The 22,408-nt window shown below is 53.5% G+C and carries 22 protein-coding genes and 2 tRNA genes; all 24 read left to right on the forward strand.

Annotation, left to right across the window (positions count from 1 at the left end; all coding sequences use genetic code 11):
- Positions 1-218: 218 nt before the first annotated feature.
- Positions 219-755 (forward strand): stage V sporulation protein T, encoded by a 537-nt coding sequence (spoVT, locus tag ACR1UW_RS02160; RefSeq protein WP_033014196.1) that lies wholly within the window; start codon positions 219-221, stop codon positions 753-755.
- 319 nt (positions 756-1,074) lie between these two features.
- The gene (locus ACR1UW_RS02165; RefSeq protein WP_498934439.1) at positions 1,075-2,631 is read left to right on the forward strand and encodes a putative polysaccharide biosynthesis protein; all 1,557 of its coding nucleotides are present in this window, start codon (positions 1,075-1,077) and stop codon (positions 2,629-2,631) included.
- A 6-nt stretch (positions 2,632-2,637) separates the two neighbouring features.
- Positions 2,638-4,098 (forward strand): bifunctional methyltransferase/pyrophosphohydrolase YabN, encoded by a 1,461-nt coding sequence (gene yabN / locus ACR1UW_RS02170; RefSeq protein WP_033008979.1) that lies wholly within the window; start codon positions 2,638-2,640, stop codon positions 4,096-4,098.
- 12 nt (positions 4,099-4,110) lie between these two features.
- Entirely contained in the window at positions 4,111-4,392 is a 282-nt protein-coding gene (locus ACR1UW_RS02175; protein ID WP_033008978.1) for an RNA-binding S4 domain-containing protein, read from the forward strand.
- A 362-nt stretch (positions 4,393-4,754) separates the two neighbouring features.
- Complete coding sequence (gene yabP, locus ACR1UW_RS02180) at positions 4,755-5,060, forward strand: sporulation protein YabP (RefSeq protein ID WP_237419676.1); 306 nt, start codon at positions 4,755-4,757, stop codon at positions 5,058-5,060.
- The gene (yabQ, locus tag ACR1UW_RS02185; protein WP_237419677.1) at positions 5,057-5,689 is read left to right on the forward strand and encodes a spore cortex biosynthesis protein YabQ; all 633 of its coding nucleotides are present in this window, start codon (positions 5,057-5,059) and stop codon (positions 5,687-5,689) included. Before yabP ends, yabQ begins: the two co-directional genes overlap by 4 nt.
- A gap of 16 nt (positions 5,690-5,705) precedes the next feature.
- Positions 5,706-6,077 (forward strand): FtsB family cell division protein, encoded by a 372-nt coding sequence (locus tag ACR1UW_RS02190; protein ID WP_237419678.1) that lies wholly within the window; start codon positions 5,706-5,708, stop codon positions 6,075-6,077.
- Positions 6,078-6,195: 118 nt separating this feature from the next.
- Positions 6,196-6,591, forward strand: a complete 396-nt coding sequence (locus ACR1UW_RS02195) for a S1 domain-containing RNA-binding protein (protein ID WP_049624445.1) — start codon at positions 6,196-6,198, stop codon at positions 6,589-6,591.
- Positions 6,592-6,758: 167 nt separating this feature from the next.
- Positions 6,759-6,835, forward strand: a tRNA-Met gene (locus ACR1UW_RS02200).
- Positions 6,836-6,846: 11 nt separating this feature from the next.
- Positions 6,847-6,918, forward strand: a tRNA-Glu gene (locus ACR1UW_RS02205).
- 204 nt (positions 6,919-7,122) lie between these two features.
- Complete coding sequence (gene spoIIE / locus ACR1UW_RS02210) at positions 7,123-9,600, forward strand: stage II sporulation protein E (protein WP_237419679.1); 2,478 nt, start codon at positions 7,123-7,125, stop codon at positions 9,598-9,600.
- Between the two features lie 13 nt (positions 9,601-9,613).
- Positions 9,614-10,408 carry a vWA domain-containing protein gene (locus ACR1UW_RS02215; protein ID WP_080706498.1) on the forward strand — a complete coding sequence of 265 codons (795 nt, stop codon included), beginning with the start codon at positions 9,614-9,616 and terminating at the stop codon, positions 10,406-10,408.
- Positions 10,371-11,354 carry a serine/threonine protein kinase PrkT gene (gene prkT, locus ACR1UW_RS02220; protein WP_033009022.1) on the forward strand — a complete coding sequence of 328 codons (984 nt, stop codon included), beginning with the start codon at positions 10,371-10,373 and terminating at the stop codon, positions 11,352-11,354. Before ACR1UW_RS02215 ends, prkT begins: the two co-directional genes overlap by 38 nt.
- A gap of 87 nt (positions 11,355-11,441) precedes the next feature.
- Entirely contained in the window at positions 11,442-12,836 is a 1,395-nt protein-coding gene (gene tilS / locus ACR1UW_RS02225) for a tRNA lysidine(34) synthetase TilS (protein ID WP_033008967.1), read from the forward strand.
- A gap of 11 nt (positions 12,837-12,847) precedes the next feature.
- Positions 12,848-13,393 (forward strand): hypoxanthine phosphoribosyltransferase, encoded by a 546-nt coding sequence (gene hpt / locus ACR1UW_RS02230; protein ID WP_012820458.1) that lies wholly within the window; start codon positions 12,848-12,850, stop codon positions 13,391-13,393.
- 94 nt (positions 13,394-13,487) lie between these two features.
- Positions 13,488-15,386: an ATP-dependent zinc metalloprotease FtsH gene (gene ftsH / locus ACR1UW_RS02235; RefSeq protein ID WP_063330348.1), complete on the forward strand. Its 1,899-nt coding sequence runs from the start codon at positions 13,488-13,490 to the stop codon at positions 15,384-15,386.
- Between the two features lie 132 nt (positions 15,387-15,518).
- Positions 15,519-16,295 (forward strand): type III pantothenate kinase, encoded by a 777-nt coding sequence (locus tag ACR1UW_RS02240; protein ID WP_033009019.1) that lies wholly within the window; start codon positions 15,519-15,521, stop codon positions 16,293-16,295.
- A gap of 14 nt (positions 16,296-16,309) precedes the next feature.
- Positions 16,310-17,188, forward strand: a complete 879-nt coding sequence (gene hslO / locus ACR1UW_RS02245) for an Hsp33 family molecular chaperone HslO (RefSeq protein ID WP_033014188.1) — start codon at positions 16,310-16,312, stop codon at positions 17,186-17,188.
- Between the two features lie 86 nt (positions 17,189-17,274).
- Positions 17,275-18,201, forward strand: a complete 927-nt coding sequence (gene cysK, locus ACR1UW_RS02250) for a cysteine synthase A (RefSeq protein ID WP_033014187.1) — start codon at positions 17,275-17,277, stop codon at positions 18,199-18,201.
- 118 nt (positions 18,202-18,319) lie between these two features.
- Positions 18,320-19,741 (forward strand): aminodeoxychorismate synthase, component I, encoded by a 1,422-nt coding sequence (pabB, locus tag ACR1UW_RS02255; RefSeq protein WP_049624449.1) that lies wholly within the window; start codon positions 18,320-18,322, stop codon positions 19,739-19,741.
- A gap of 5 nt (positions 19,742-19,746) precedes the next feature.
- A complete protein-coding gene (pabA, locus tag ACR1UW_RS02260) occupies positions 19,747-20,322 on the forward strand; it encodes an aminodeoxychorismate/anthranilate synthase component II (protein WP_033008961.1) in 576 nt (191 codons plus the stop codon).
- 7 nt (positions 20,323-20,329) lie between these two features.
- Positions 20,330-21,205: an aminodeoxychorismate lyase gene (gene pabC / locus ACR1UW_RS02265; RefSeq protein ID WP_055358735.1), complete on the forward strand. Its 876-nt coding sequence runs from the start codon at positions 20,330-20,332 to the stop codon at positions 21,203-21,205.
- Positions 21,202-22,056: a dihydropteroate synthase gene (folP, locus tag ACR1UW_RS02270; protein ID WP_050368050.1), complete on the forward strand. Its 855-nt coding sequence runs from the start codon at positions 21,202-21,204 to the stop codon at positions 22,054-22,056. Before pabC ends, folP begins: the two co-directional genes overlap by 4 nt.
- Positions 22,049-22,408, forward strand: coding sequence for a dihydroneopterin aldolase (gene folB / locus ACR1UW_RS02275; protein WP_287136198.1), 360 nt, complete (start codon positions 22,049-22,051; stop codon positions 22,406-22,408). Before folP ends, folB begins: the two co-directional genes overlap by 8 nt.

Genomic DNA, 22,408 nt, shown 5'->3' on the forward strand with positions numbered 1-22,408 from the left:
AAAATGAGGCGTTATGTTCATTTTATACGTTTACGGTTTTGCTGATGTGGCGATAGTGAAGGATGGGCAATTTTATCTAAAATGGCCAAAATCACTTTCATCGTGCATAGAACGTGGATTGTGAAGGATACTAATGACAACAATGGTGAATTCCCCATTACAACAGGATTCATCGGAGTATCCTTCAAATCCTAGATGAAAGTGAGGGTATACAAGGCATGAAAGCAACCGGTATTGTTCGTCGGATTGACGACTTAGGCAGGGTTGTGATTCCGAAGGAAATTCGCAGAACATTACGCATTCGCGAAGGAGATCCGCTCGAAATATTTGTCGATCGCGATGGAGAGGTCATTTTGAAAAAATATTCGCCGATCAGTGAGCTCGGCGACTTTGCCAAGGAGTACGCCGAGGCGCTGTTTGACAGCCTCGGACAGCCGGTGCTCATTTGCGACCGCGACGTATTTATTGCCGTCGCCGGTGTTTCGAAAAAAGAATACATGAACAAAAGCGTCAGCCCGTTAGTGGAGAGAGCCATGGAAGATCGCAACTCCGTTCTCCATACGGAGGAGGGCGAGGTCGAGCTGGTCGACGGGATGACGGAAACGTTGAAGTCGTATACGATCGGCCCGATTGTGGCCAACGGCGATCCGATTGGAGCCGTCATCATTTTATCGCGCGAGAAAACGCTCGGCGAAGTTGAACATAAAGCAGTGGAAACAGCGGCCAGCTTTTTGGCCCGGCAAATGGAACAATAAATGGAACGCAAAAAGAGGGTGTCCCAAAAGATCGGGACACCCTTTTTGATCGGGCCGCACTTTATCGTTGATGGGAGAAGGTCGGGATCTTTTCCTTTCTGCTTTGTCTGCAATGGGGTTGCTATGTTGGTTGGTCCGTTCCCGTTCCGCTGGACTGAGGCCATGGCCGATGGGCGGCTCCCGCTTTTGTCTCATCGCCTGCATTGCGCTATAATATCGAGCGTAGCCGTTTGTTGCGGTAATGTTGACGGTTTGCGCGGCCAGTGCTCTTGATGGACTGTTCGCCATCTGGCGCCATACAAGCGGGAGGAGAAGGGGCATGGGAAACGTATGGAAAGGTGCAGCTGCCTTGACTGCTGCCACTTTGCTTACGAAGCTGTTAAGCGCGCTCTACCGCATCCCGTATCAAAATATGGTCGGGGATGTCGGTTTTTATATTTACCAACAAGTTTACCCCATTTATGGAATCGTTGTCGCGCTGTCGCTGACCGGTTACCCGGTTGCCATTTCGAAGCTCATCGCTGAGCGGCTGGCGGCGCGGGACGAGGCGGGCGCGGCCGCTGTCGGCCGCATCGCGCTGCTGCTGTTGGGCGGGGCGGGAGCGGTGTTGTTTGCCGTGTTATATATAGGAGCCGGCGCCATTTCGTCATGGATGGGCGACAGGCAGCTTGAAGGGTTGGTGCGGGTGCTTTCATTTTCATGCTTATTCTTTCCGCTCATTGCGGTGTTGCGCGGCGTTTTTCAAGGGCGCCATGACATGGCGCCGACGGCAGTGTCCCAAGTCGGCGAGCAGACGGTGCGTGTGACGGCGATTTTAGGGTTGTCTTATTGGGCGATCAAGCGCGGCGCTGACGCCTATGCGTGCGGCATGGCTGCGGTCGGCGGGACGTTGGCGGGCATGGCGGCCGCGCTTCTCATCTTGCTCTTTTATCTGGTCCGGCGCGGACGGCAAAAACTGGCCGGGCGTACGCCACCCGGCTCGGTGCGACAGGCGGGATGGCATTTGCTTACAGTTGGAACGGTCATTTGTTTCACCAACATGGTGTTGACGCTTGTTCCGCTTGTCGACTCGTTTTTGTTCGTCCCGCTTCTCCAAGAAACCGGGCTGGAGTTGAATGAGGTGAAAGAGTTAAAAGGGGTGTACGACCGCGGCCAGCCGCTGATTCAGCTTGGCACGGCTGTCGGCACATCGCTTTCATTGGCGCTTGTTCCGTTCGTTTCCGGCATGCGGCGCGGGCGGGAGCTGTCCTTTCTGCACAGCATGCTGCCGATCCGGTTCGCCGCGGTCATCGGCGTCGGCGCTTCATCGGGGCTCATTTGCCTCATTCGCCCGATCAACACCATGCTGTTTGAAAACGACCGCGGTTCGTTGGTCCTTGCCGTCTTGTCCGCTTCTGTCTTTTTTGCGACGATGGCGTTGACTGTCTCCGCTTTATTGCAAGGAATGGGGAAAGAGTGGACAGCGGCGGCCGGCGTGGCGGTGGCTTTGGCAGGGAAAATCGTCCTTATGCGCTGGCTTGTGCCGTCGTTCGGCGCCCTTGGCGCCGCCTTGGCGACAACAGGGGCTTATGCGCTTATGGCAGGCTTCTTATACGTGCGTTTGCCGCGTGAATGCCGGTCAGCGCGCGCCCGAGTATGCATATATCCAATTGTGAAGGCGGCTGTCGCCATGATGGCGGTGCTGAAGTTGTATACATGGTTAATGGACGCTTCAGGCGGGGGACGCCTATGGGCGTCCGCCGAGGCGCTTGGCGGCGTCGTTCTCGGCGCGGCTGTCTATATCGCATGCATCGTGAGGGGGAGTGTATTTTCCGAACAAGAGTTGTCCGCTCTCCCGTTCGTTCACAAATTTCATTTACGATTAGGAAGCAGGTGATCAGCGGTGAATACGATTTATATTTTCGGCCTTGGCGCCGGGGATGTGGAGCAGCTGACGGTCGGCGTGTATCGAAAGCTAAAAAAGGCGCATCCGCTTTTTTTGCGGACGAAGGAGCATCCGGCGGCCGAAGGGCTTCAAGAAGAGGGCATCGCGTTTACATCGTTTGATGATGTTTACGAAAAGCATGAGCAATTTGCTGATGTATATGAAGAAATTGCCGGCACTCTCATCGAGCAGGCAAAACACGGGGATGTGTTTTACGCTGTCCCTGGCCATCCGCTTGTCGCCGAACGGACGGTGCAGCTGTTGTTGGAAGCGGAGCAACGCGGCGATTGCCGGGTGGTCATCGAGGGCGGGCAAAGCTTTTTAGATGCGTTGTTTACAGCGGTGCGCATTGATCCAATCGAGGGGTTTCAGCTGTTGGATGCGACCGCTTTCCAAGGGGACGAATGGTCGCCATCGCTGCATGCTGTCTTTTGCCAAGTGTACGACCCGTTCGTCGCTTCGAATGTGAAATTGTCGCTGATGGAACAGCTTCCGGACGACTATCCGGTCTATATTGTGACCGCGGCCGGGACGAAGAGCGAACAAGTGAAGCAAGTGCCGCTCTATGAATTGGACCGTCAGGCGGCGCTTGACAATTTAACGAGCGTCTATGTGCCGCCGGTCAAGGATGAGCCGCTGCTATACCATCGGTTTGAAACGTTGCGCCGCGTCATCGCGACGTTGAGAGGGCCGCACGGCTGCCCGTGGGACCGGAAGCAGACGCATGCGTCGCTGAAGCGGTACTTGCTTGAAGAGGCGTATGAGTTGCTTGAAGCCATTGACGATGATGACGATGACCATATGGTCGAAGAGCTCGGTGACGTGCTGCTGCAAGTGATGCTCCATGCCCAGATCGGCGCTGACCGTGGGATGTTTTCGATTGATGACGTCATCCGGACATTGACTGCGAAGATGATTCGCCGCCATCCGCACGTATTTGGCGATGCGACGGCTGAAACAGCTGAGCAAGTTACAGCGAACTGGGAAAAAATTAAGGAGAAGGAAAAAGGGACCGGCCGGCCAGCGTCGATTTTAGCGGATGTTCCAAAAAGCCTGCCGGGGACGATGCGGGCGTATGAGCTGCAGAAAAAAGCAGCAAACGTCGGCTTTGACTGGGACGATGCCGCTCCCATTTGGGAAAAGGTAGAGGAAGAAATGGCGGAGTTCCGGGCTGAAGCGTCGGGCGGCCGCCGCGCGGCGCTCGTCAGCGAGTTCGGCGACGTATTGTTTGCGCTTATCAACCTTGCCCGCTATTATGATATTCAGCCCGAAGAAGCATTGCAGATGGCGAACGACAAATTCGCCCGCCGCTTCGCCTACATTGAGGAGCAAGTGCGAAAAAGCGGCCGACCGATCACATCGTTCTCGCTCGCTGAGCTCGACCGCTTTTGGGAAGAAGCAAAAGAAAACGAACAGTAAGGGGGAAAGGGCATGCGCCTTGATAAATTTTTAAAAGTATCCCGCCTCATTAAACGCCGCACATTGGCAAAAGAAGTCGCCGACCAAGGCCGGGTGTGGATCAACGGCCACGTCGCGAAGGCAAGTTCAGATGTAAAAATCGGCGATGAACTGACGATTCAGTTCGGGCAAAAACGGGTAACGGTAAAAGTGACTAGCGTAAAAGAAACGGTGAAAAAAGAAGAGGCAGCCGAAATGTACGAGCTCGTTCGCGAGGAACGGACGGCCCCTGATCCGGATCAAGGAGGCGTTTAACGGATTTCCGAAAGACGTCTCCTGTCTCAGGGAGCGCGAAGGGCGAAGCCTAGTGAATAGGGGGAAGTGAATTTCGGCCGGCAATCGCCAATTGAATATCATTCGGTTCTTGTTCGAACGGGCGCCTTCAGAACGAAGGGAAGCGTCAAGGATTCCTGTGCAGGGCTGCCGTTCAGCGGAGCACGCACAAGGCGCTGGAAGCCCCCGCCTCTAAGTGAAGCGCAGGCGGTGGGGGTTCACTTTGTCCTTAAGGCTTGTTCTAAACGATCCCCCGCTGACATACATATGGTACAGACAGCGGATGAGAAACAACGGGCGGCCTAGCCGGCTTTCATTCTAAATCGGAAATGCGGGGGATGAACATGAACCGACATGAGGAATTTGGCGGAAACACGAACAAAGGCCCGGTCCAAGAACACGACGTGATCATGCGCGGCCGGCGCCTCCTTGACATTACCGGGGTCAAACAAGTGGAAAGCTTTGACAATGAGGAGTTTTTGCTTGAGACGGTCATGGGTTTTTTGGCGATCCGCGGGCAGAATTTGCAAATGAAAAACTTTGATGTCGACAAAGGCGTCGTTTCGATTAAAGGGCGCATTTTTGACCTCGTTTACTTAGACGATCATCAGGAGAAGGCTAAAGGATTCTTTAGCAAGTTGTTCAAATGACCATCACCACACAGTTCCTCACCATGCTCGCGATGATTGGCATGGGGGGCTGGCTCGGCATGGCGCTGGACACGTACAATCGGTTTCTCAACCGGCGTGAACGGGCGCACTGGCTCGTTTTCGTGAACGATGTACTGTTTTGGGTGGTGCAGGCGCTTCTCGTATTTTATGTGTTGCTGCTCGTCAACAATGGCGAGCTTCGCTTTTATCTGTTTTTGGCGCTGTTGTGCGGCTATGCCGCCTATCAAAGCCTGCTCCGTTCGTTGTACGTTCGGGTGCTGGAATGGCTCATTCAGCTGGCGGTCAGAACCGGAAACATCATCGCCCAGCTGTTCCGTTACATCGTGATCCGCCCGCTCGTTCTTCTCGGGCAAATGGCGCTTGCGCTTCTTTTGTTTGCCTGGCGGCTTGTGATATGGATGGGACGATTTTTGTTGCTTGCGGTTTGGAAAGCCGTTGTTCTTCTGTTTGCCCCGTTTCGTTGGACGGGCATCGCCGTTTGGCGGTGGATTCCGCCGTCCCGCCGGGCCTGGGTGGAAAAATTTTTTCGCCGTTTGAAGGGATTTGCTGGACAAATCAAGAATACACAAGAGAAAATAGGCATGTGGCTGGCGAAATGGCGAAAGTAAAAGAGGTGCAAAGGCAATGAACATGCCCAGGAGAACAAACGTGACGAAGCTGGCATCGACGTATGCGGCCGAGCAGGAGGAGAAACAGCGGAGGGCGTCGCGAAGACGGCGAATTTTGGCCATCCGTTTTGCCTTTTGGTCGTTGCTGTTGGCCGTGGTCGCCTCCGTCCTTGTCTATGCTTTGCACCTGCAGGCAAAGACGGTTGATGCGAAAAGGGCGGAAAAAGAAAGGTTGACCAAACAGCTTGCGGAACTGAAACGCCAGGAAAAGCAGCTGAAAGAGGAAATGAAAAGGCTGCATGATGATGACTACATCGCTGAGCTGGCGCGAAAAAAATATTATTTGTCAAAGGATGGGGAAATTATTTTTGTGTTGCCCGAAAAGTAACAAATCCCTCCAATGCCCGTTCAATACGGGCATTCGTCATATTGACACTTATTTTTTTTATTCGCTATAATGAAAGCAACACCATCTTTAAAGCGTTTTAAGGAGGAGCACTTTTTTTATGTCGATTGAAGTAGGCAGCAAGTTACAAGGCAAAGTCACAGGCATTACGAAATTCGGGGCGTTTGTGGAGCTGCCGGAAGGTGTGACAGGACTCGTTCATATCAGCGAGGTAGCCGATAACTACGTCAAAGATATCAACGACCATTTGAAAGTCGGCGACACGGTGTATGTCAAAGTCATTAACGTCGGCCAAGACGGAAAGATCGGCTTGTCCATTCGCAAAGCAAAGGATACGCCTTCTTCGCAGCGGCCGCGCCGGGCGCATGACCGCTCTGCGGCTGACAGCTTAGAGCAAAAAATCAGCCGTTTCCTGAAAGAGAGTGAAGACCGATTGGCGTCGTTGCGCCGCCATACCGAATCGAAGCGGGGAGGTCGTGGATCGAGACGCGGGTAACTTGCTGCTGAATGAATGCCGGAAAGATGACGAATAGGGGGACAACAAAGCATCCATGGTCATGGATGCTTCTTTGTTGGGTTTGGCGAAGGAAAGGATGTATTTTCCTGAACGATACATATTGACAATCGGTATGGGCTCCAGTATTATATTAAATGTTGCCACACGGCGGTGTAGCTCAGCTGGCTAGAGCGTACGGTTCATACCCGTGAGGTCGGGGGTTCGATCCCCTCCACCGCCACCAAAATTCAATATGGCCCGTTGGTCAAGTGGTTAAGACACCGCCCTTTCACGGCGGTAACACGGGTTCGAATCCCGTACGGGTCATCATCATTGACGAACGAGCATGCGCCATGAAGCGACATGCTCGTTTTTCGTTTTTGTCTGCTTCTGTCGGAACAAAAACGTTGCCTGCACATTGTCGGGAAAAACGTCGAACGATTTTTTATTTTTCTCCGTTGTTTTGACAAATTTTTGGCAATTTCAAATATATAATAGGGGGTAATAGAAAAGCAAAGGAGAGGATCGGGAATGGAAAGAGTAGAAAGAGGGACGTTGCGCCGTATTTCGGAAGTGCCGATTCATGACACGCAAGCGACTGTATCGCGTTGGATACGCCATGTGAAGCTGCGCCTTGGCCACTTGTTCGTCCATCAAGGATTTTTGCTTCTTCTCGTCGGCTTTTTACTTGGACGAGCACTCATTTTGGCGAAGCTGACCCCGTTTGCGCTGCCGTTTTTCGTTTCCGTCTATATGTTGCGCCGTGACAAGGCGGCCTTTGCTTTGATTGCCCTAATGGCCGGCGCATTGACACTGTCGTTCGATGTTTTGCTGTTTGTCGGCGTTTCCATTTTCGGCTTTCTCTTTATTTACGGATGGGTGCGCAGGGTGATCAGCGAATCGTTAAAAATCGTCCCGTTCGTCGTCTTTGCGGTCTCATTGGCAGCGAAATGGCTGATCTCCTACTACTGGGTCGGGGAGCGGACGGTTTACGGGACGGCCATGGCGGTTGTCGAAGCCGGGCTTTCGCTTGTGCTTACACTGATTTTTATGCAAAGCATCCCTTTGCTGACGGTCCGGAAACACAAACATGCCTTGCGGGCTGAGGAAATCATTTCATTGATTATTTTGCTTGCCTCGATGTTGACAGGGATGATCGGTTGGTCGGCGTATGGCTTGTCGCTTGAGCATGTGATGTCGCGTTATCTCGTGCTGCTGTTCGCATTTGTCGCCGGGGCGGCGACCGGTTCGACTGTCGGAGTGGTCACCGGCCTCATTTTGAGCTTAGCGAACGTCGGCAACTTGTTGGAAATGAGCTTGCTTGCCTTCGCCGGGCTGCTCGGTGGGCTGCTTAAAGAAGGGCGAAAGCTTGGGGTCGCGTTCGGGCTTATCGTCGCGACGTTGTTAATGGGTTTATACGGGAATGGAAAGGCGGAGCTTGTGCCGACGTTGCTTGAATCAGGCATCGCCATTGTGCTGTTTTTGTTCACGGCCCGCTCCTTGACAGAGAAAATCGCCAAATACATTCCGGGTACGGCCGAATATATCAATGAGCAGCAACAATACGTCCGCAAAATTCGCGACGTGACCGCCCAGCGCGTTTCACAGTTTTCGAACGTCTTCCAAGCATTGGCGGAAAGTTTTTCACCCGAACCATTGTCAGATGACAGTGAACATCAGGAGCGCGAAGAAGACTACTTTCTTGGCGATATTACGGGGCAAACGTGCCAAACGTGTTTCAAAAAGGCCCAGTGCTGGGTGACAAACTTTAGTACAACCTATGCGTATATGAAGCGAATGATGCATGAAGCCGAAGAAAAAACATTGGCGCACAACCATCAGCTGCTGCGCGAATGGGAGCGCCATTGCGTAAAAGCAGGCAAAGTCGTTGACGCGATGGAAAAGGAGATGGTCATTTATCAGGCGAATCGCAAACTCAAACAGCAAATTTATGAAAGCCGAAAACTCGTCGCCGAGCAGTTGCTGGGCATTTCCCAGGTGATGGACGATTTCGCCAAAGAAATGCAAAAGGAACAGGAAAACCATTATTTGCAGGAAGAGCAAATTTACCACGCTTTGCAAGAGTTTGGCATTGAAATCGGCCACGTCGATATTTACAGTTTGGAAAAGGGAAATATCGATATTGAAATGAGCATTCCGTATTGCGAGGGGCGCGGCGAGTGCGAAAAACTGATCGCGCCGATGCTGTCGGACATTTTAGGGGAAACAATTGTTGTCAAGCGTGAAGAGTGCGCCGCTTACCCGAACGGCTACTGCCGTGTTGCCTTTGGTTCAACCAAAGCGTTTGTCGTGGAAACGGGAGTCGCGTTTGCGGCTAAAGGGGGCGAGCTCATTTCCGGCGACAGCTATGCGACGATTGAGCTTGGCACCGGCAAATATGCGGTTGCCATCAGCGACGGCATGGGCAACGGCGAACGGGCGCACTACGAAAGCCGCGAGACGCTGCGCCTGCTGCAAAAAATTTTGCAGACAGGGATGGACGAATCGATTGCCATTAAATCGATCAATTCGATTCTGGCGCTGCGGACGACAGAGGACATGTATGCGACGCTCGATTTGGCCATCATCGACTTGCAAAACGCCGCGACAAAGTTTTTGAAAATCGGGTCGACGCCGAGTTTCATCAAGCGGGGCAACAAAGTGATCAAGGTAGAGGCGAGCAACTTGCCGATGGGGATCCTTAAAGAGGTCGAATTTGATGTCGTCAGCGAACAGTTAAAATCGGGCGACTTGCTCATCATGATGAGCGATGGGGTGTTTGAAGGGCCGATGAACGTAGAGAACCATGATGTATGGATGAAGCGAAAAATTCAAGAGTTAAAAACGAACGACCCGCAGGAAGTCGCTGATTTGATCATGGAAGAAGTGATCCGCCAATGCGGCGGGGAAATTGAAGACGATATGACGGTCGTTGTCGCGAAAGTGCGGCACAACACGCCAAAATGGGCGACGATTCCCGCGTATATGTATATGAAAAAGGCGCAGTAATGCGCGTATAAAAATGTTCCCTGGCGGCGATGATGGTAATACTTATTCGCCAAGGAGGGGAACGAACATGCGGAAGGGAACGTTGCGGCAAATTTTGTTGATTACGGACGGCTGCTCAAACCATGGCGAGGACCCGGCTGCGATGGCGGCATTGGCTCGCGAACAAGGCATTACAGTGAACGTGATCGGCGTGTTGGATCAAGACACGATTGACGAAAACGGACGGCGGGAAATTGAAGCGATCGCTGCCGCTGGCGGCGGCATGAGCCAAATCGTGTACGCGAAACAGCTGTCGCAGACGGTGCAAATGGTGACGCGCCAGGCGATGACGCAGACGCTGCAAGGGCTCGTCAATCGCGAGTTGAAACAAATCTTTGGTTCTGACGTTTCGCTTGAGGACTTGCCGCCGGACAAGCGCGGCCAAGTGATGGAAGTCGTCGATGAACTTGGGGAAACGGCCGCACTTGATGTGCTCATCTTAATCGATACGAGCGGAAGCATGAAGACGAAACTGCCGATGGTCAAAGAGGCGCTCCTTGACTTGTCGCTCAGTTTAAACGCGCGCATGGGCGAAAATCGCTTTTCTGTGTTTATTTTCCCGGGCAAACGGAATTACGCTGAGAAAATGATGGATTGGACGCCGAAAATTGAAGAGCTGTCCACCATCTTTCCAAAGCTTTCATCAGGCGGGTTGACGCCGACCGGACCGGCGTTGCGTGAAGCGATGGCCTATTTCGGCCGCAATCGGTCGCTAAGGAGTTGGATCCATGATGGCGATGAGCCATACATCGAAGGATCGTCTTGGTAATCTTCCGCCCGGCACGGTCATCACTGGCAAATGGCACGGCCATTCGTACCGGTTGCTGCGTCGGCTCGGCAGCGGGGCGAACGGCGTCGTCTATCTGGCGGAGAGCGGCCGCCGCCGCGTTGCGCTGAAACTGAGCGACGACTATGCGTCGCTAGCCTCGGAAATGAATATATTGCGCCGTTTTGCCAAGGTCCAGGGAGCCGCCCTCGGGCCTTCTTTGCTGGAAGCCGATGATTGGCAAAGCCCGTTTGCCCGGAGGGTGGTTCCGTTTTATGCCATGGAGTACATTGAAGGGGAGCAGTTCTCCGCTTTCGTCCGCCGGCGCGGAAAAGAATGGGCGCCGGTGCTGCTTATGCAGCTTTTGTCTGTGCTCGGACGGCTTCATGAAGAAGGATGGGTATTCGGTGATTTGAAGCCGGACAATTTGATCGTCACCGGGCCGCCGCCGTCCGTCCGACTGTTGGATGTCGGGGGGACGACGATGCAGGGGCGGGCGATCAAAGAGTTTACCGAGCTGTATGACCGCGGCTATTGGGGGCTCGGGTCGCGCAAAGCAGAGCCGTCGTACGATTTGTTTGCGGCGGCGATGGTGATGATTGCCGCCTGTTATCCGGGGCCGCTCGAGAAAAAAGGGAACGGGAGGGCGCAACTTTTGTCCATCATTGAAACGGATCGTTTTTTAGCCCAATATAAAGAAGTTTTGCAAAATGCGCTTGACGGCCGGTATGCGAAGGCCGAGGACATGCGCCGCGACTTATTGGCTGCCTCTTCCCGCCGCGTGGCGGCACACTATGAGGTCAAGACAGCAGCGGCCGCACCGAACCGCCGGTCGGGGCGGCGGGCCGCCAAGCGCCGCAAAACGGGCAGGATTGCCGAAACGGTGCTGATCGCTGTCTTGCTGCTTGGCGCGTACGGTTTTTATATATACTGGCATCTGTCGATGTAACCTAGTAAAATAAAGAAACGGAAGTTTTGAGAAAATGGGGCGGTCGTGTTACGATGAAGCTAAAAGAGGGTAAAGAGGGTTTCGGCGATGATGGATAAAGTGCGCGCCTTTATTGACAGGCACGGACTGCTTTCAAAAGGGGCGACAGTCATTGTCGGCGTTTCCGGGGGCCCCGACTCGCTTGCTCTGCTGCACGTGTTTCTTTCGCTTCGCGATGAGTGGAAGCTTCGCCTTGTAGCGGCCCATGTCGACCATATGTTTCGCGGGCGGGAATCGGAAGAGGAGATGGAGTTTGTGAAACATTTTTGCGCCGAACACCGTATTTTATGTGAGACGGCGCAAATCGACGTTCCCGCTTTCCAGCGCCGCACGGGCCTTGGCGCCCAAGAGGCGGCGCGCAACTGTCGATACCGCTTTTTTGCCGAACTGGTGAAAAAACATCAAGCCCAGTATGTCGCTGTCGGCCATCACGGCGATGACCAAGTCGAGACGATTTTAATGCGGCTTGTGCGCGGCAGCACAGGAAAAGGATATGCCGGCATCCCCGTCAAGCGGCCGTTTCACGGCGGGTATCTCATCCGCCCGTTTTTAGCCGTCAGCCGGGCGGACATCGAGGAGTATTGCGAAAAGGCAGGGCTCGCCCCGCGCCGCGACCCAAGCAACGAAAAAGACGACTACACGCGCAACCGGTTCCGCCGCTATATTATTCCGTTGCTGAAACAGGAAAATCCGCGCTTGCATGAGCGATTTCAACAATATAGTGAAATGATGGCGGAAGATGAGCAGTTCTTGGAGGAATTGGCAATCGACGCGCTGAATAAAGTAATGGAAAAACAATATAATGAAGTTGTGTTGCATCTCCGCCCGTTTCTCGCATTGCCTCGGCCGTTGCAGCGTCGGGTGTTGCAGCTTTTGCTGCTTCGCCTTTACGACGCCGTTCCGGCGGCGTTGACTTTTGTACATATCGGTCATATACTGATGCTTTGCGAACGCGCCCGCCCTTCCGGACAAATTGATTTGCCAAAAGGGCTCAAAGCGATCCGCTCGTATGACCGCTGTTTGTTTACGTTTGGCGTCCAAAGCGGCGCTCCAAGCTATCAGCTTGACTTGCCGGTTCCAGCGCTATTGCCCCTCCCAACCGGTGGTGCAATCGTGAGTGAATTTAGGGAACACTATCCGAAGGGACGGCTGGGAAACGATTCGTTTGTGGTTGACCCCGATGCGGTGTCCCTTCCGCTTCGCGTGCGGACGCGCCGCGAGGGCGACCGGATGGTGCTGAAAGGGACGGGAGGCACGAAAAAAATTAAAGAGATTTTCATTGAAGCCAAAGTTCCGCGGACGGAAAGGGATGGCTGGCCGATCGTCGAAGATGCCGACGGCCGCATTCTCTGGGTGCCCGGGCTGAAAAAATCGGCTTTTGAAGCCGAAGACCGCGGGCAAGCCCGTTATATCCTGCTCCATTATGAGGCGATGAACAGCTAGGAGGAAAAAAGATGGGAATGAAAGACGATATTCAAAAAGTGTTGATCACTGAGGAGGAAATTCAGGCGAAAGTCAAAGAACTCGGCGGCTTGTTGACGAAAGAGTATGAGGGGCGTTTTCCGCTCGCCGTCGGCGTCCTCAAAGGGGCGATGCCGTTTATGGCCGATTTGCTCAAACATATCGATACATACTTGGAAATGGATTTTATGGATGTGTCAAGCTACGGCAATGCGACTGTTTCATCCGGTGAAGTGAAAATTGTCAAAGACTTAAATACATCGGTTGAGGGCCGCGACATTTTGATCATTGAAGACATTATCGACAGCGGGTTGACGCTCAGTTATTTGGTGGATTTGTTCCGCTACCGGAAAGCGAATTCGATTAAAATCGTCACCCTCCTTGACAAGCCGTCGGGCCGGAAGGCGGATATTCAGGCTGATTACACTGGATTTACCGTCCCCGACGAATTCGTTGTCGGCTATGGCCTCGATTATGCTGAAAAATACCGCAACCTCCCGTTTATCGGCGTCTTAAAGCCAGAAGTGTACCAAAAGTGAAGCGATTGTCGTGCACCGGCCGAATTGTTTGTATTTAAGCAAATTTCTATGCTAGTATTGAGTATAGTGTGTTTCATATGGGAGGAGGCAAGAAATGAACCGGATTTTCCGCAACACCATCTTTTATTTGCTGATTTTCCTCGTCGTGATCGGCGTCGTCAGCTTTTTTAACGGCACGAACCAGCGGACTGAGCCGATGACGTACGATGCGTTTATCACTCATCTGGAAAACGGGGACGTTGAGTCGTTTTCCATTAAGCCGGAGCGCGGCGTATATGAAATCAAAGGCCGATTGAAAACATACAATGAAGGTCAGTATTTTTCCACTTATGTCATGAACAGCGACAAAGTGCTGGACCGCATTGATGCAGCGGCGGCACGGACGCGGGTGGAAGTTGTGCCTGCGGATGAAACGAGCGGATGGGTGACGTTTTTCACTTCCATCATTCCGTTTGTGATTATGTTTATTTTGTTTTTCTTTCTGTTGAATCAGGCGCAAGGCGGCGGCAGCCGGGTGATGAATTTCGGCAAAAGCCGGGCGCGGCTGTATACGGATGACAAGCGGAAGGTCCGTTTTCGCGATGTGGCTGGAGCGGACGAGGAAAAAGAAGAGCTCGTGGAAATTGTTGAGTTTTTGAAAGATCCGCGCAAATTCGCCGAACTCGGCGCCCGCATTCCAAAAGGGGTGTTGCTTGTCGGGCCGCCGGGGACCGGGAAAACGTTGTTGGCGCGCGCGGTTGCCGGGGAAGCGGGCGTGCCGTTTTTCTCGATCAGCGGGTCGGATTTCGTAGAAATGTTCGTTGGGGTTGGCGCTTCGCGCGTGCGCGACTTGTTTGAAACAGCGAAAAAGAACGCACCGTGCATCATTTTCATCGACGAGATTGACGCCGTCGGCCGCCAGCGCGGCGCCGGCCTTGGCGGCGGCCATGATGAGAGGGAGCAGACGCTCAACCAGCTGCTTGTGGAAATGGACGGTTTTAACGGCAATGAAGGCATCATCATTATTGCGGCAACAAACCGGCCGGACATTTTAGACCCGGCGCTGTTGCGCCCGGGCCGCTTCGACCGGCAGATTACCGTCGACCGGCCGGATGTGAAAGGGCGCGAAGCGGTGTTGCGCGTGCATGCCCGCAACAAGCCGCTCGATGAGTCGGTTGATTTGAAGGCGATCGCCATGCGCACGCCAGGATTTTCCGGCGCCGATTTGGAAAACTTGTTGAACGAGGCGGCGCTCGTTGCAGCGCGCCGCAACAAAAAGAAAATCGACATGAGCGACATCGACGAGGCGACCGACCGCGTCATTGCCGGACCGGCGAAAAAAAGCCGCGTCATTTCGGAAAAAGAGCGGCGGATCGTCGCGTTTCACGAAGCTGGGCATACGGTCATCGGCATGGTGCTTGCCAACGCGGAAATGGTGCATAAAGTGACGATCGTTCCGCGCGGCCAAGCCGGAGGCTATGCGGTCATGCTGCCGAAAGAAGACCGGTACTTTATGACGAAAGCCGAATTAATGGATAAAATCACCGGCCTGCTCGGCGGGCGCGTCGCCGAGGAAATCGTGTTCAACGAAGTGAGCACGGGGGCCCACAACGATTTTCAGCGGGCGACAAACATCGCGCGCCGGATGGTGATGGAGTTCGGCATGAGCGAAAAGCTTGGTCCGCTGCAATTCGGCCAACCGAGCGGGCAAGTGTTTTTAGGACGCGACTTGCATAATGAGCAAAATTACAGCGATAAAATTGCTTACGAAATTGACTTGGAAATCCAGCGCATCATTAAAGAGTGCTACGAAAAGGCGAAGCAGATTTTAACGCAGCACCGTGACAAACTGGATCTAATCGCCACAACGCTGTTGGAAGTCGAAACGCTTGATGCGGAACAAATTAAACATTTATTTGAGCACGGCACGCTGCCGCCCGACCGCAAAGGCCGCGATGAAGCAGGCAAGGGCGACATCGACGTGAAAATTAATATTCAAAAGAAAGAGGAGTAATCGATGTCTCTATTCAGAGGCATCTTTTTTTTAGCCGCGGCCCCGTAGGTTGGCGCTGTTTTTTTCCGCGGGAAAATCAAGTATGATATGATAGAGAAAGGAACTTATTGAAGAAAAGTGGGGAATGAGGCCATGATTTTTGTGTTGGACGTCGGCAACACCAATACCGTGTTGGGGGTTTATGACGGCGATGAATTAAAACACCATTGGCGCATCGAGACGAGCCGGGCGAAAACGGAAGACGAGTATGGCATGACCATCAAGGCGCTCTTGAGCCATGTCGGCTTGCAGTTTTCCGACATCCGCGGCATCATCATTTCTTCGGTTGTGCCGCCGATTATGTTTGCCCTTGAACGCATGTGCTTAAAATATTTCCACGTAAAGCCGCTCGTTGTCGGACCGGGCATTAAAACCGGGCTGGACATTAAATACGATAATCCGCGCGAAGTGGGCGCCGACCGGATCGTCAATGCGGTCGCGGGCATCCATTTGTACGGCAGCCCGCTCATTATTGTCGATTTTGGCACGGCGACGACGTATTGTTATATTAACGAACATAAACAATATATGGGAGGGGCTATTGCCCCGGGAATTATGATTTCGACGGAGGCGCTGTTTGCGCGGGCAGCAAAATTGCCGCGCATTGAAATCGCCCGTCCGGACGATATCATCGGCAAAAATACAGTCAGCGCCATGCAGGCCGGCATTTTATACGGCTATGTTGGACAAGTGGAAGGCATCGTGTCGCGCATGAAGGCGAAAAGCAAAGTTCCGCCGAAAGTCATCGCCACTGGCGGCCTTGCGCCTCTCATTGCCGGCGAATCGGACGTGATCGATGTCGTGGATCCGTTTTTGACGCTGACAGGCTTAAAATTGTTGTACGAGAAAAATACCGAGAAAAAAGGATGAAGGGCTTGGTGAAGATGGGAGATTACTTAGTCAAAGCGCTCGCCTATGACGGACAGGTGAGGGCGTATGCGGCAAGGACGACGGAGACGGTGGCGGAAGCGCAGCGCCGCCATCAAACGTGGCCGACCGCCTCGGCGGCGCTCGGACGGGCGCTGACGGCCGGCGTTATGATGGGAGCAATGTTAAAAGGGGATGAAACGTTGACCATCAAAATTGATGGCGGCGGGCCGATCGGCACGATTTTAATCGACAGCAATGCCAAAGGGGAAGTGCGCGGCTATGTGACCAATCCGCACGTGCACTTCGAGCTGAATGAACACGGGAAACTCGATGTCGCGCGGGCGGTCGGCAAAAACGGGATGCTGACGGTCGTCAAAGACCTCGGGCTGCGCGACTTTTTCACCGGTCAAGTGCCGATCATCTCGGGGGAGCTCGGTGAGGATTTCACCTATTATTTCGCTTCTTCCGAGCAAATCCCGTCGTCCGTCGGCGTCGGCGTGCTCGTCAACCCCGATTACACGATCCGGGCCGCGGGAGGGTTTATCATTCAATTGATGCCTGGAACGGAAGAACAAACGATCAGCCGCATTGAGGAGCGGTTGAAACAAATTCCGCCTGTGTCGCGCATGATTGAAAACGGCCTAACACCGGAGCAAATATTGGAACAATTAGGCGGCGGCGTCCGGGTGTTGGAGACGATGCCGGTGTCATTTGTCTGCCGCTGTTCGCGCGAGCGGATCGCGGATGCGCTCATCAGCCTGGGGCCAGGGGAGATTCAAGATATCATCGACAAGGAAGGGCAGGCGGAAGCGTCGTGCCATTTTTGCAATGAAACATACCATTTTGCGAAAGAAGAGCTCGAACAGCTGAAGCAACTTGCCGAAAAACGGTGAAAACGCGAAAATGATTGACAATTTCACTAATAGCTGATACATTGGAGATAAATTCGATAAAATTAATCGGGATTAGGGGTGGAACCATGGCACGCACAGTCAATTCTGTAACGGAACTGATCGGCGATACACCAGCCGTGAAACTAAATCGTATCGTCGATGAGGACAGCGCTGATGTTTATGTAAAATTGGAGTTCATGAACCCGGGCAGCAGCGTCAAAGACCGGATTGCATTGGCGATGATTGAGGCGGCGGAAAAAGAAGGGAAACTGAAGCCAGGCGATACGATCGTCGAACCGACAAGCGGCAACACCGGAATCGGGCTGGCAATGGTCGCGGCGGCGAAAGGATACAAAGCAGTGTTGGTCATGCCGGATACGATGAGCTTAGAGCGCCGCAACCTGTTGCGGGCGTATGGAGCTGAGCTGGTGCTCACGCCGGGCGCTCAAGGAATGCGTGGTGCGATCGAAAAAGCGGAAGAGCTCGCTCGCGAGCATGGCTATTTTATGCCGCAGCAATTCAAAAACGAAGCCAACCCGGAAATTCATCGTTTGACAACGGGCAAAGAAATCGTCGAACAAATGGGCGACCAGCTTGACGCGTTTGTGGCCGGCATCGGGACGGGCGGAACGATCACAGGCGCCGGCAAAGTGTTGCGTGAAGCGTATCCAAACATTAAAATTTATGCGGTTGAGCCGGCTGATTCGCCGGTCTTGTCGGGCGGCAAACCGGGCCCGCATAAAATTCAAGGAATCGGAGCCGGATTTATCCCGGATATTTTGGATACAAGCATTTACGATGAAGTCATTACCGTCACAACCGACGAAGCGTTTGCGGCTGCCCGCCGTGCCGCCCGCGAAGAAGGCATCCTTGGCGGCATTTCGTCCGGCGCTGCCATTCATGCGGCGTTGAAGGTGGCGAAAGAGCTCGGCAAAGGGAAAAAAGTACTTGCCATCATCCCGAGCAATGGGGAGCGCTATTTGAGCACGCCGCTTTACCAATTCGAAGACTAAGCAGCTTTACTTTCGGCAGGGGTGACCCTGTCGAACTTTTTTATGTTTATGGGTGATATGAGCGCCGACTCATTGTACAATAAGGATAATGATGAGCGTCGTAAGGGGGTTGGCTGTGATGAAACAAAGACGAAGGCGGCTGAAGCGGACCATTCATTACAGCGGGCGGGATTGGTTTTATCAGTATGAGCAACTGGCATACGGCCGGCGGCACCACGTGTTGCTGGAGAGCGGACAAGGGGGAAGATACAGCATCATCGGCCTCAATCCGAGCGGGATCATTCGTGCCGCCGGGCATCAGCTGTCCATTATCTATCGTGGAAAAGAAACGGTGCTGAACGGGCCACCGCTCGAGTTGCTGCAGCAATGGTTTTCACAACGTGTGGCGCCGGGGGAGGGGGAGCCGCTCCCGTGCCAAGGCGGGTTGGTCGGCTATATCAGCTATGACGCTGCTCGTTATATCGAACGGCTTCCATCGCTGGCTGTAGATGATTTGCAGCTGCCGTCTATGCAGTTTTTTGTATTTGACGATGTGGCGATTTACGATCATCAAACCGATCGCCTTCATTTGCTCGCTTATGCAGATGAAGGGGAAGAAGGAGAAGCGGAGCGGCGGTTGGAGATGTACGAACGGCTTTGGCTTGAAGAGCGAAGCAGCCCGCCGGTTTGGCCGTCCGTTGTCTCATCGGCTTGTCCATCGGTTTCCATGACAAAGGAGCAGTTTATGGAAGCGGTCCGCCGCGTTCAACATTATATTGCAGCGGGCGATGTGTTCCAAGTCAATTTGTCGGTGCGCCAGTCCCGTCCGCTGTTGACCCACCCGTTCGCTGTTTACAAACAACTGCGGACCATTAACCCGTCGCCGTACATGGCGTATGTGCATACCCCTGAATGTCAAATTGTCAGCGGTTCGCCGGAGCTGCTCGTCCGCAAGCAGGGAGAACGGCTGGAAACACGCCCGATAGCCGGAACCCGCTCGCGCGGACGCACGGAAGCGGAAGACGGGCAAATCGCCCGCCAACTGCTAGCCAGCGAAAAAGAGCGGGCCGAGCACGCCATGCTCGTTGATCTTGAGCGGAATGACCTTGGGCGTGTCTGTGTCTATGGGACGGTGCGTGTCGATGAGTGGATGACGGTGGAAAAGTATTCGCATGTGATGCATATTGTTTCCCACGTATCCGGCATCATGGCTCCGGAACATGATGCGTTTTCTGTTATTCGTGCGATGTTTCCCGGCGGAACGATCACCGGCGCTCCGAAAGTGCGGACGATGGAAATCATCGAAGAATTGGAGCCGGTTCGCCGCGGTTTGTACACCGGTTCGATCGGCTGGATCGATTTTCAAGGGAATATGGAGCTAAACATCGCCATCCGCACGATGGTTGTGAAAAACGGGCTGGCCCATGTGCAAGCAGGCGCAGGCATTGTCATCGATTCCAACCCGGAGCACGAGTACAAAGAATGTTTGAAAAAAGCCGCTGCCCTCTGGAAGGCGAAAGAGCTGAGCGAAGCAGAGACTTTATTTCAGAGCATGAGGTGAGAAGGATGATCGTCATGATCGATAACTATGATTCGTTTACGTACAATTTGGTGCAATATTTAGGGGTTTTAGGCGAAGAGCTGCTCGTAAAGCGGAACGACGAAATTACGGTGGACGAGATTGAGCGGCTTCATCCCGATTTTATCATGATTTCCCCCGGCCCATGTACACCGAATGAGGCGGGAATCAGCTTGGCCGTTATCGATCGCTTCGCCGGCCGCATCCCGATTTTTGGCGTCTGCCTCGGCCATCAGGCGATCGCCCAGGCGTTCGGCGGCCGCGTCATCCGTGCCCCAAGGCTGATGCACGGGAAAACGTCGTCCGTTTACCATGACGGGGAAACGATTTTCCGCGGCGTGCCAAGCCCGTTTACAGCGACGCGCTACCATTCCCTTATCGTTGAGAAAGAGACGCTTCCAGACTGTTTCATCGTGTCGGCTTGGACGGACGAAGACGAAGTGATGGCCATTCGCCATAAAACATTGCCAATCGAAGGAGTACAGTTCCACCCGGAGTCGATTATGACCAGCCATGGGATGCAGCTGCTGAAAAATTTTATTGATACGTACAAAAAGGCGTGATGGGCATATGTATGTGTATGTCAATGGGGAGATTGTCCCGTATGAGGAGGCGAGGGTTTCGGCGTTTGACCACGGTTTTTTATACGGGATCGGCTTGTTTGAGACGTTCCGCACGTATGAGGGACATCCGTTTTTGCTTGACGATCATTTAGCGCGGCTAAATCGCGGGCTTTCCGAGTTGCGCATCCAAAAGCAGGTAAGCCGTGCGGAGGCGCTCGGGATCATCGAGCGGTTGCTCAGGGCCAATGGTCTTCAGGACGCCTATGTACGTTTCAACGTCTCGGCTGGGGTTGGCGGTCTTGGCTTGTCGATGGAGCAGTATAGCCATCCAACGGTGATCGTCTATATGAAGCCGCTGCCGCCATCCGCCCCTCCAGAAGGGAAAGAAGGGGTCGTTTTAACAACGAGGCGGAACAGCCCTGAAGGCGATGAACGGTTAAAATCGCATCATTATTTAAACAATATAATTGGAAAGTGGGAGCTTGGCCGCCGTGTGGATGTGGAAGGCATTTTTTTAAATCGGGACGGGCAAGTAGCCGAGGGAATCGTTTCGAATATTTTTTGGGTCAAGGACGGCGTTGTCTACACCCCGGCGCCGTCTGTTGGCATATTAAACGGCGTTACGAGGCAGTTCGTCATCGCCTTGCTCGAACGGCTTCATATCCCGATTAAAGAGGGAGCGTATCCCCTGTCCCATTTGCAGGAGGCTGATGAGGTCTTTATTACGAATTCACTGCAGGAAATTGTGCCGCTTCACCGCATCGGCCGCCGCTCTTATAGCGGAAAACATGGCCCGGTGACCTGTGCGCTGCAACATCATTACCGCCGCTTTACCGATACATTATGGACGAGGAACGAACTGAAAGAAAGGATGAACGAATGATGGCAACGATGACGCGTTCCTTTGTATTAAAATGCCGCGGGCATGAGCTGGATTTGCGCCAAAAAACGTTGATCATGGGCATTGTCAATGTGACGCCTGACTCGTTTTCCGACGGCGGCCGGTTTTATGAAGTGGAAAAAGCGGTCGAGCATGCGAAACGGCTCGTGGCGGAAGGAGCCGACATCATTGACATCGGCGGTGAATCAACTCGTCCGGGGGCGGATCCAGTGCCGCTTGATGAAGAGCTACAGCGCGTCATTCCGGCAGTCAAAGCGATCGCCGATGCGGTGGACGTGCCGATTTCCGTCGACACGTATAAAGCCGAGGTCGCAAGGCAGGCCATTGAAGCGGGAGCGCATATCATCAACGACGTTTGGGGCGCCAAAGCCGATCCGGATATGGCCCACGTCGCCGCTTCGTACGGAGTGCCGATCATTTTAATGCACAACCGTCACGATATGGCATACCGCGATCTCATTTCCGACATGATCGCCGACTTGAAGGAGAGCATCCGTATTGTCAAACAGGCGGGAGTAAAAGAGGAAAACATTATTGTAGATCCGGGGATCGGATTTGCCAAAACGGTTGAACATAACCTGGAAGTGATGCGGCGTCTCGATGAGTTTGCTGCTTTGGGATACCCACTTTTGCTTGGCACATCGCGCAAACGGTTTATCGGCCATGTGCTCGATGTGCCGGTTGAGGAGCGGGTCGAAGGAACGGGGGCGACGGTTTGCCTTGGCATCGTGAAGGGGGCGCATATCGTCCGCGTCCATGACGTATTGCCGATCGCCCGCATGGCGAAAATGATGGATGCGATGCTCGGGAAAGGAGAGAGCGGCCATCGATAAAATTTATATTCAAGGTATGGAATTTTACGGTTATCACGGAGTGCTCCGAGAAGAAAACGTCCTCGGCCAGCGGTTTTTGGTCGATGTGGCCCTTGAGCTCGACTTGCGTCCAGCCGGCCGGAGCGACCGTCTCGAGCATACGGTGAACTATGCGGAAGTATACGAGCGCTGTCGGACGATCGTGGAAGAGAGGACGCTCGCCTTGATCGAAGCGGTTGCCGAGGCGATCGCGGATGAGCTGCTTGCCGCTTTCCCCGCCGTTCAGCGGTGCACGGTGAAAGTAATCAAGCCGAATCCGCCCATTCGCGGCCATTATCAGCATGTCGCCGTTGAAATCTACAGGGGGCGGTAA

The organism is Geobacillus lituanicus (assembly GCF_050994965.1).
GTDB lineage: Bacteria > Bacillota > Bacilli > Bacillales > Anoxybacillaceae > Geobacillus > Geobacillus stearothermophilus.

Bases quoted from the DNA above. Each gene is read 5' to 3' on its own strand.
- spoVT (WP_033014196.1), top strand. From the start codon at position 219: ATGAAAGCAACCGGTATTGTTCGTCGGATTGACGACTTAGGCAGGGTT.
- ACR1UW_RS02165 (WP_498934439.1), top strand. From the start codon at position 1,075: ATGGGAAACGTATGGAAAGGTGCAGCTGCCTTGACTGCTGCCACTTTG.
- ACR1UW_RS02175 (WP_033008978.1), top strand. From the start codon at position 4,111: ATGCGCCTTGATAAATTTTTAAAAGTATCCCGCCTCATTAAACGCCGC.
- yabP (WP_237419676.1), top strand. From the start codon at position 4,755: ATGAACCGACATGAGGAATTTGGCGGAAACACGAACAAAGGCCCGGTC.
- yabQ (WP_237419677.1), top strand. From the start codon at position 5,057: ATGACCATCACCACACAGTTCCTCACCATGCTCGCGATGATTGGCATG.
- ACR1UW_RS02190 (WP_237419678.1), top strand. From the start codon at position 5,706: ATGAACATGCCCAGGAGAACAAACGTGACGAAGCTGGCATCGACGTAT.
- ACR1UW_RS02195 (WP_049624445.1), top strand. From the start codon at position 6,196: ATGTCGATTGAAGTAGGCAGCAAGTTACAAGGCAAAGTCACAGGCATT.
- spoIIE (WP_237419679.1), top strand. From the start codon at position 7,123: ATGGAAAGAGTAGAAAGAGGGACGTTGCGCCGTATTTCGGAAGTGCCG.
- ACR1UW_RS02215 (WP_080706498.1), top strand. From the start codon at position 9,614: ATGTTCCCTGGCGGCGATGATGGTAATACTTATTCGCCAAGGAGGGGA.
- prkT (WP_033009022.1), top strand. From the start codon at position 10,371: ATGGCGATGAGCCATACATCGAAGGATCGTCTTGGTAATCTTCCGCCC.
- tilS (WP_033008967.1), top strand. From the start codon at position 11,442: ATGATGGATAAAGTGCGCGCCTTTATTGACAGGCACGGACTGCTTTCA.
- hpt (WP_012820458.1), top strand. From the start codon at position 12,848: ATGGGAATGAAAGACGATATTCAAAAAGTGTTGATCACTGAGGAGGAA.
- ftsH (WP_063330348.1), top strand. From the start codon at position 13,488: ATGAACCGGATTTTCCGCAACACCATCTTTTATTTGCTGATTTTCCTC.
- ACR1UW_RS02240 (WP_033009019.1), top strand. From the start codon at position 15,519: ATGATTTTTGTGTTGGACGTCGGCAACACCAATACCGTGTTGGGGGTT.
- hslO (WP_033014188.1), top strand. From the start codon at position 16,310: ATGGGAGATTACTTAGTCAAAGCGCTCGCCTATGACGGACAGGTGAGG.
- cysK (WP_033014187.1), top strand. From the start codon at position 17,275: ATGGCACGCACAGTCAATTCTGTAACGGAACTGATCGGCGATACACCA.
- pabB (WP_049624449.1), top strand. From the start codon at position 18,320: ATGAAACAAAGACGAAGGCGGCTGAAGCGGACCATTCATTACAGCGGG.
- pabA (WP_033008961.1), top strand. From the start codon at position 19,747: ATGATCGTCATGATCGATAACTATGATTCGTTTACGTACAATTTGGTG.
- pabC (WP_055358735.1), top strand. From the start codon at position 20,330: ATGTATGTGTATGTCAATGGGGAGATTGTCCCGTATGAGGAGGCGAGG.
- folP (WP_050368050.1), top strand. From the start codon at position 21,202: ATGATGGCAACGATGACGCGTTCCTTTGTATTAAAATGCCGCGGGCAT.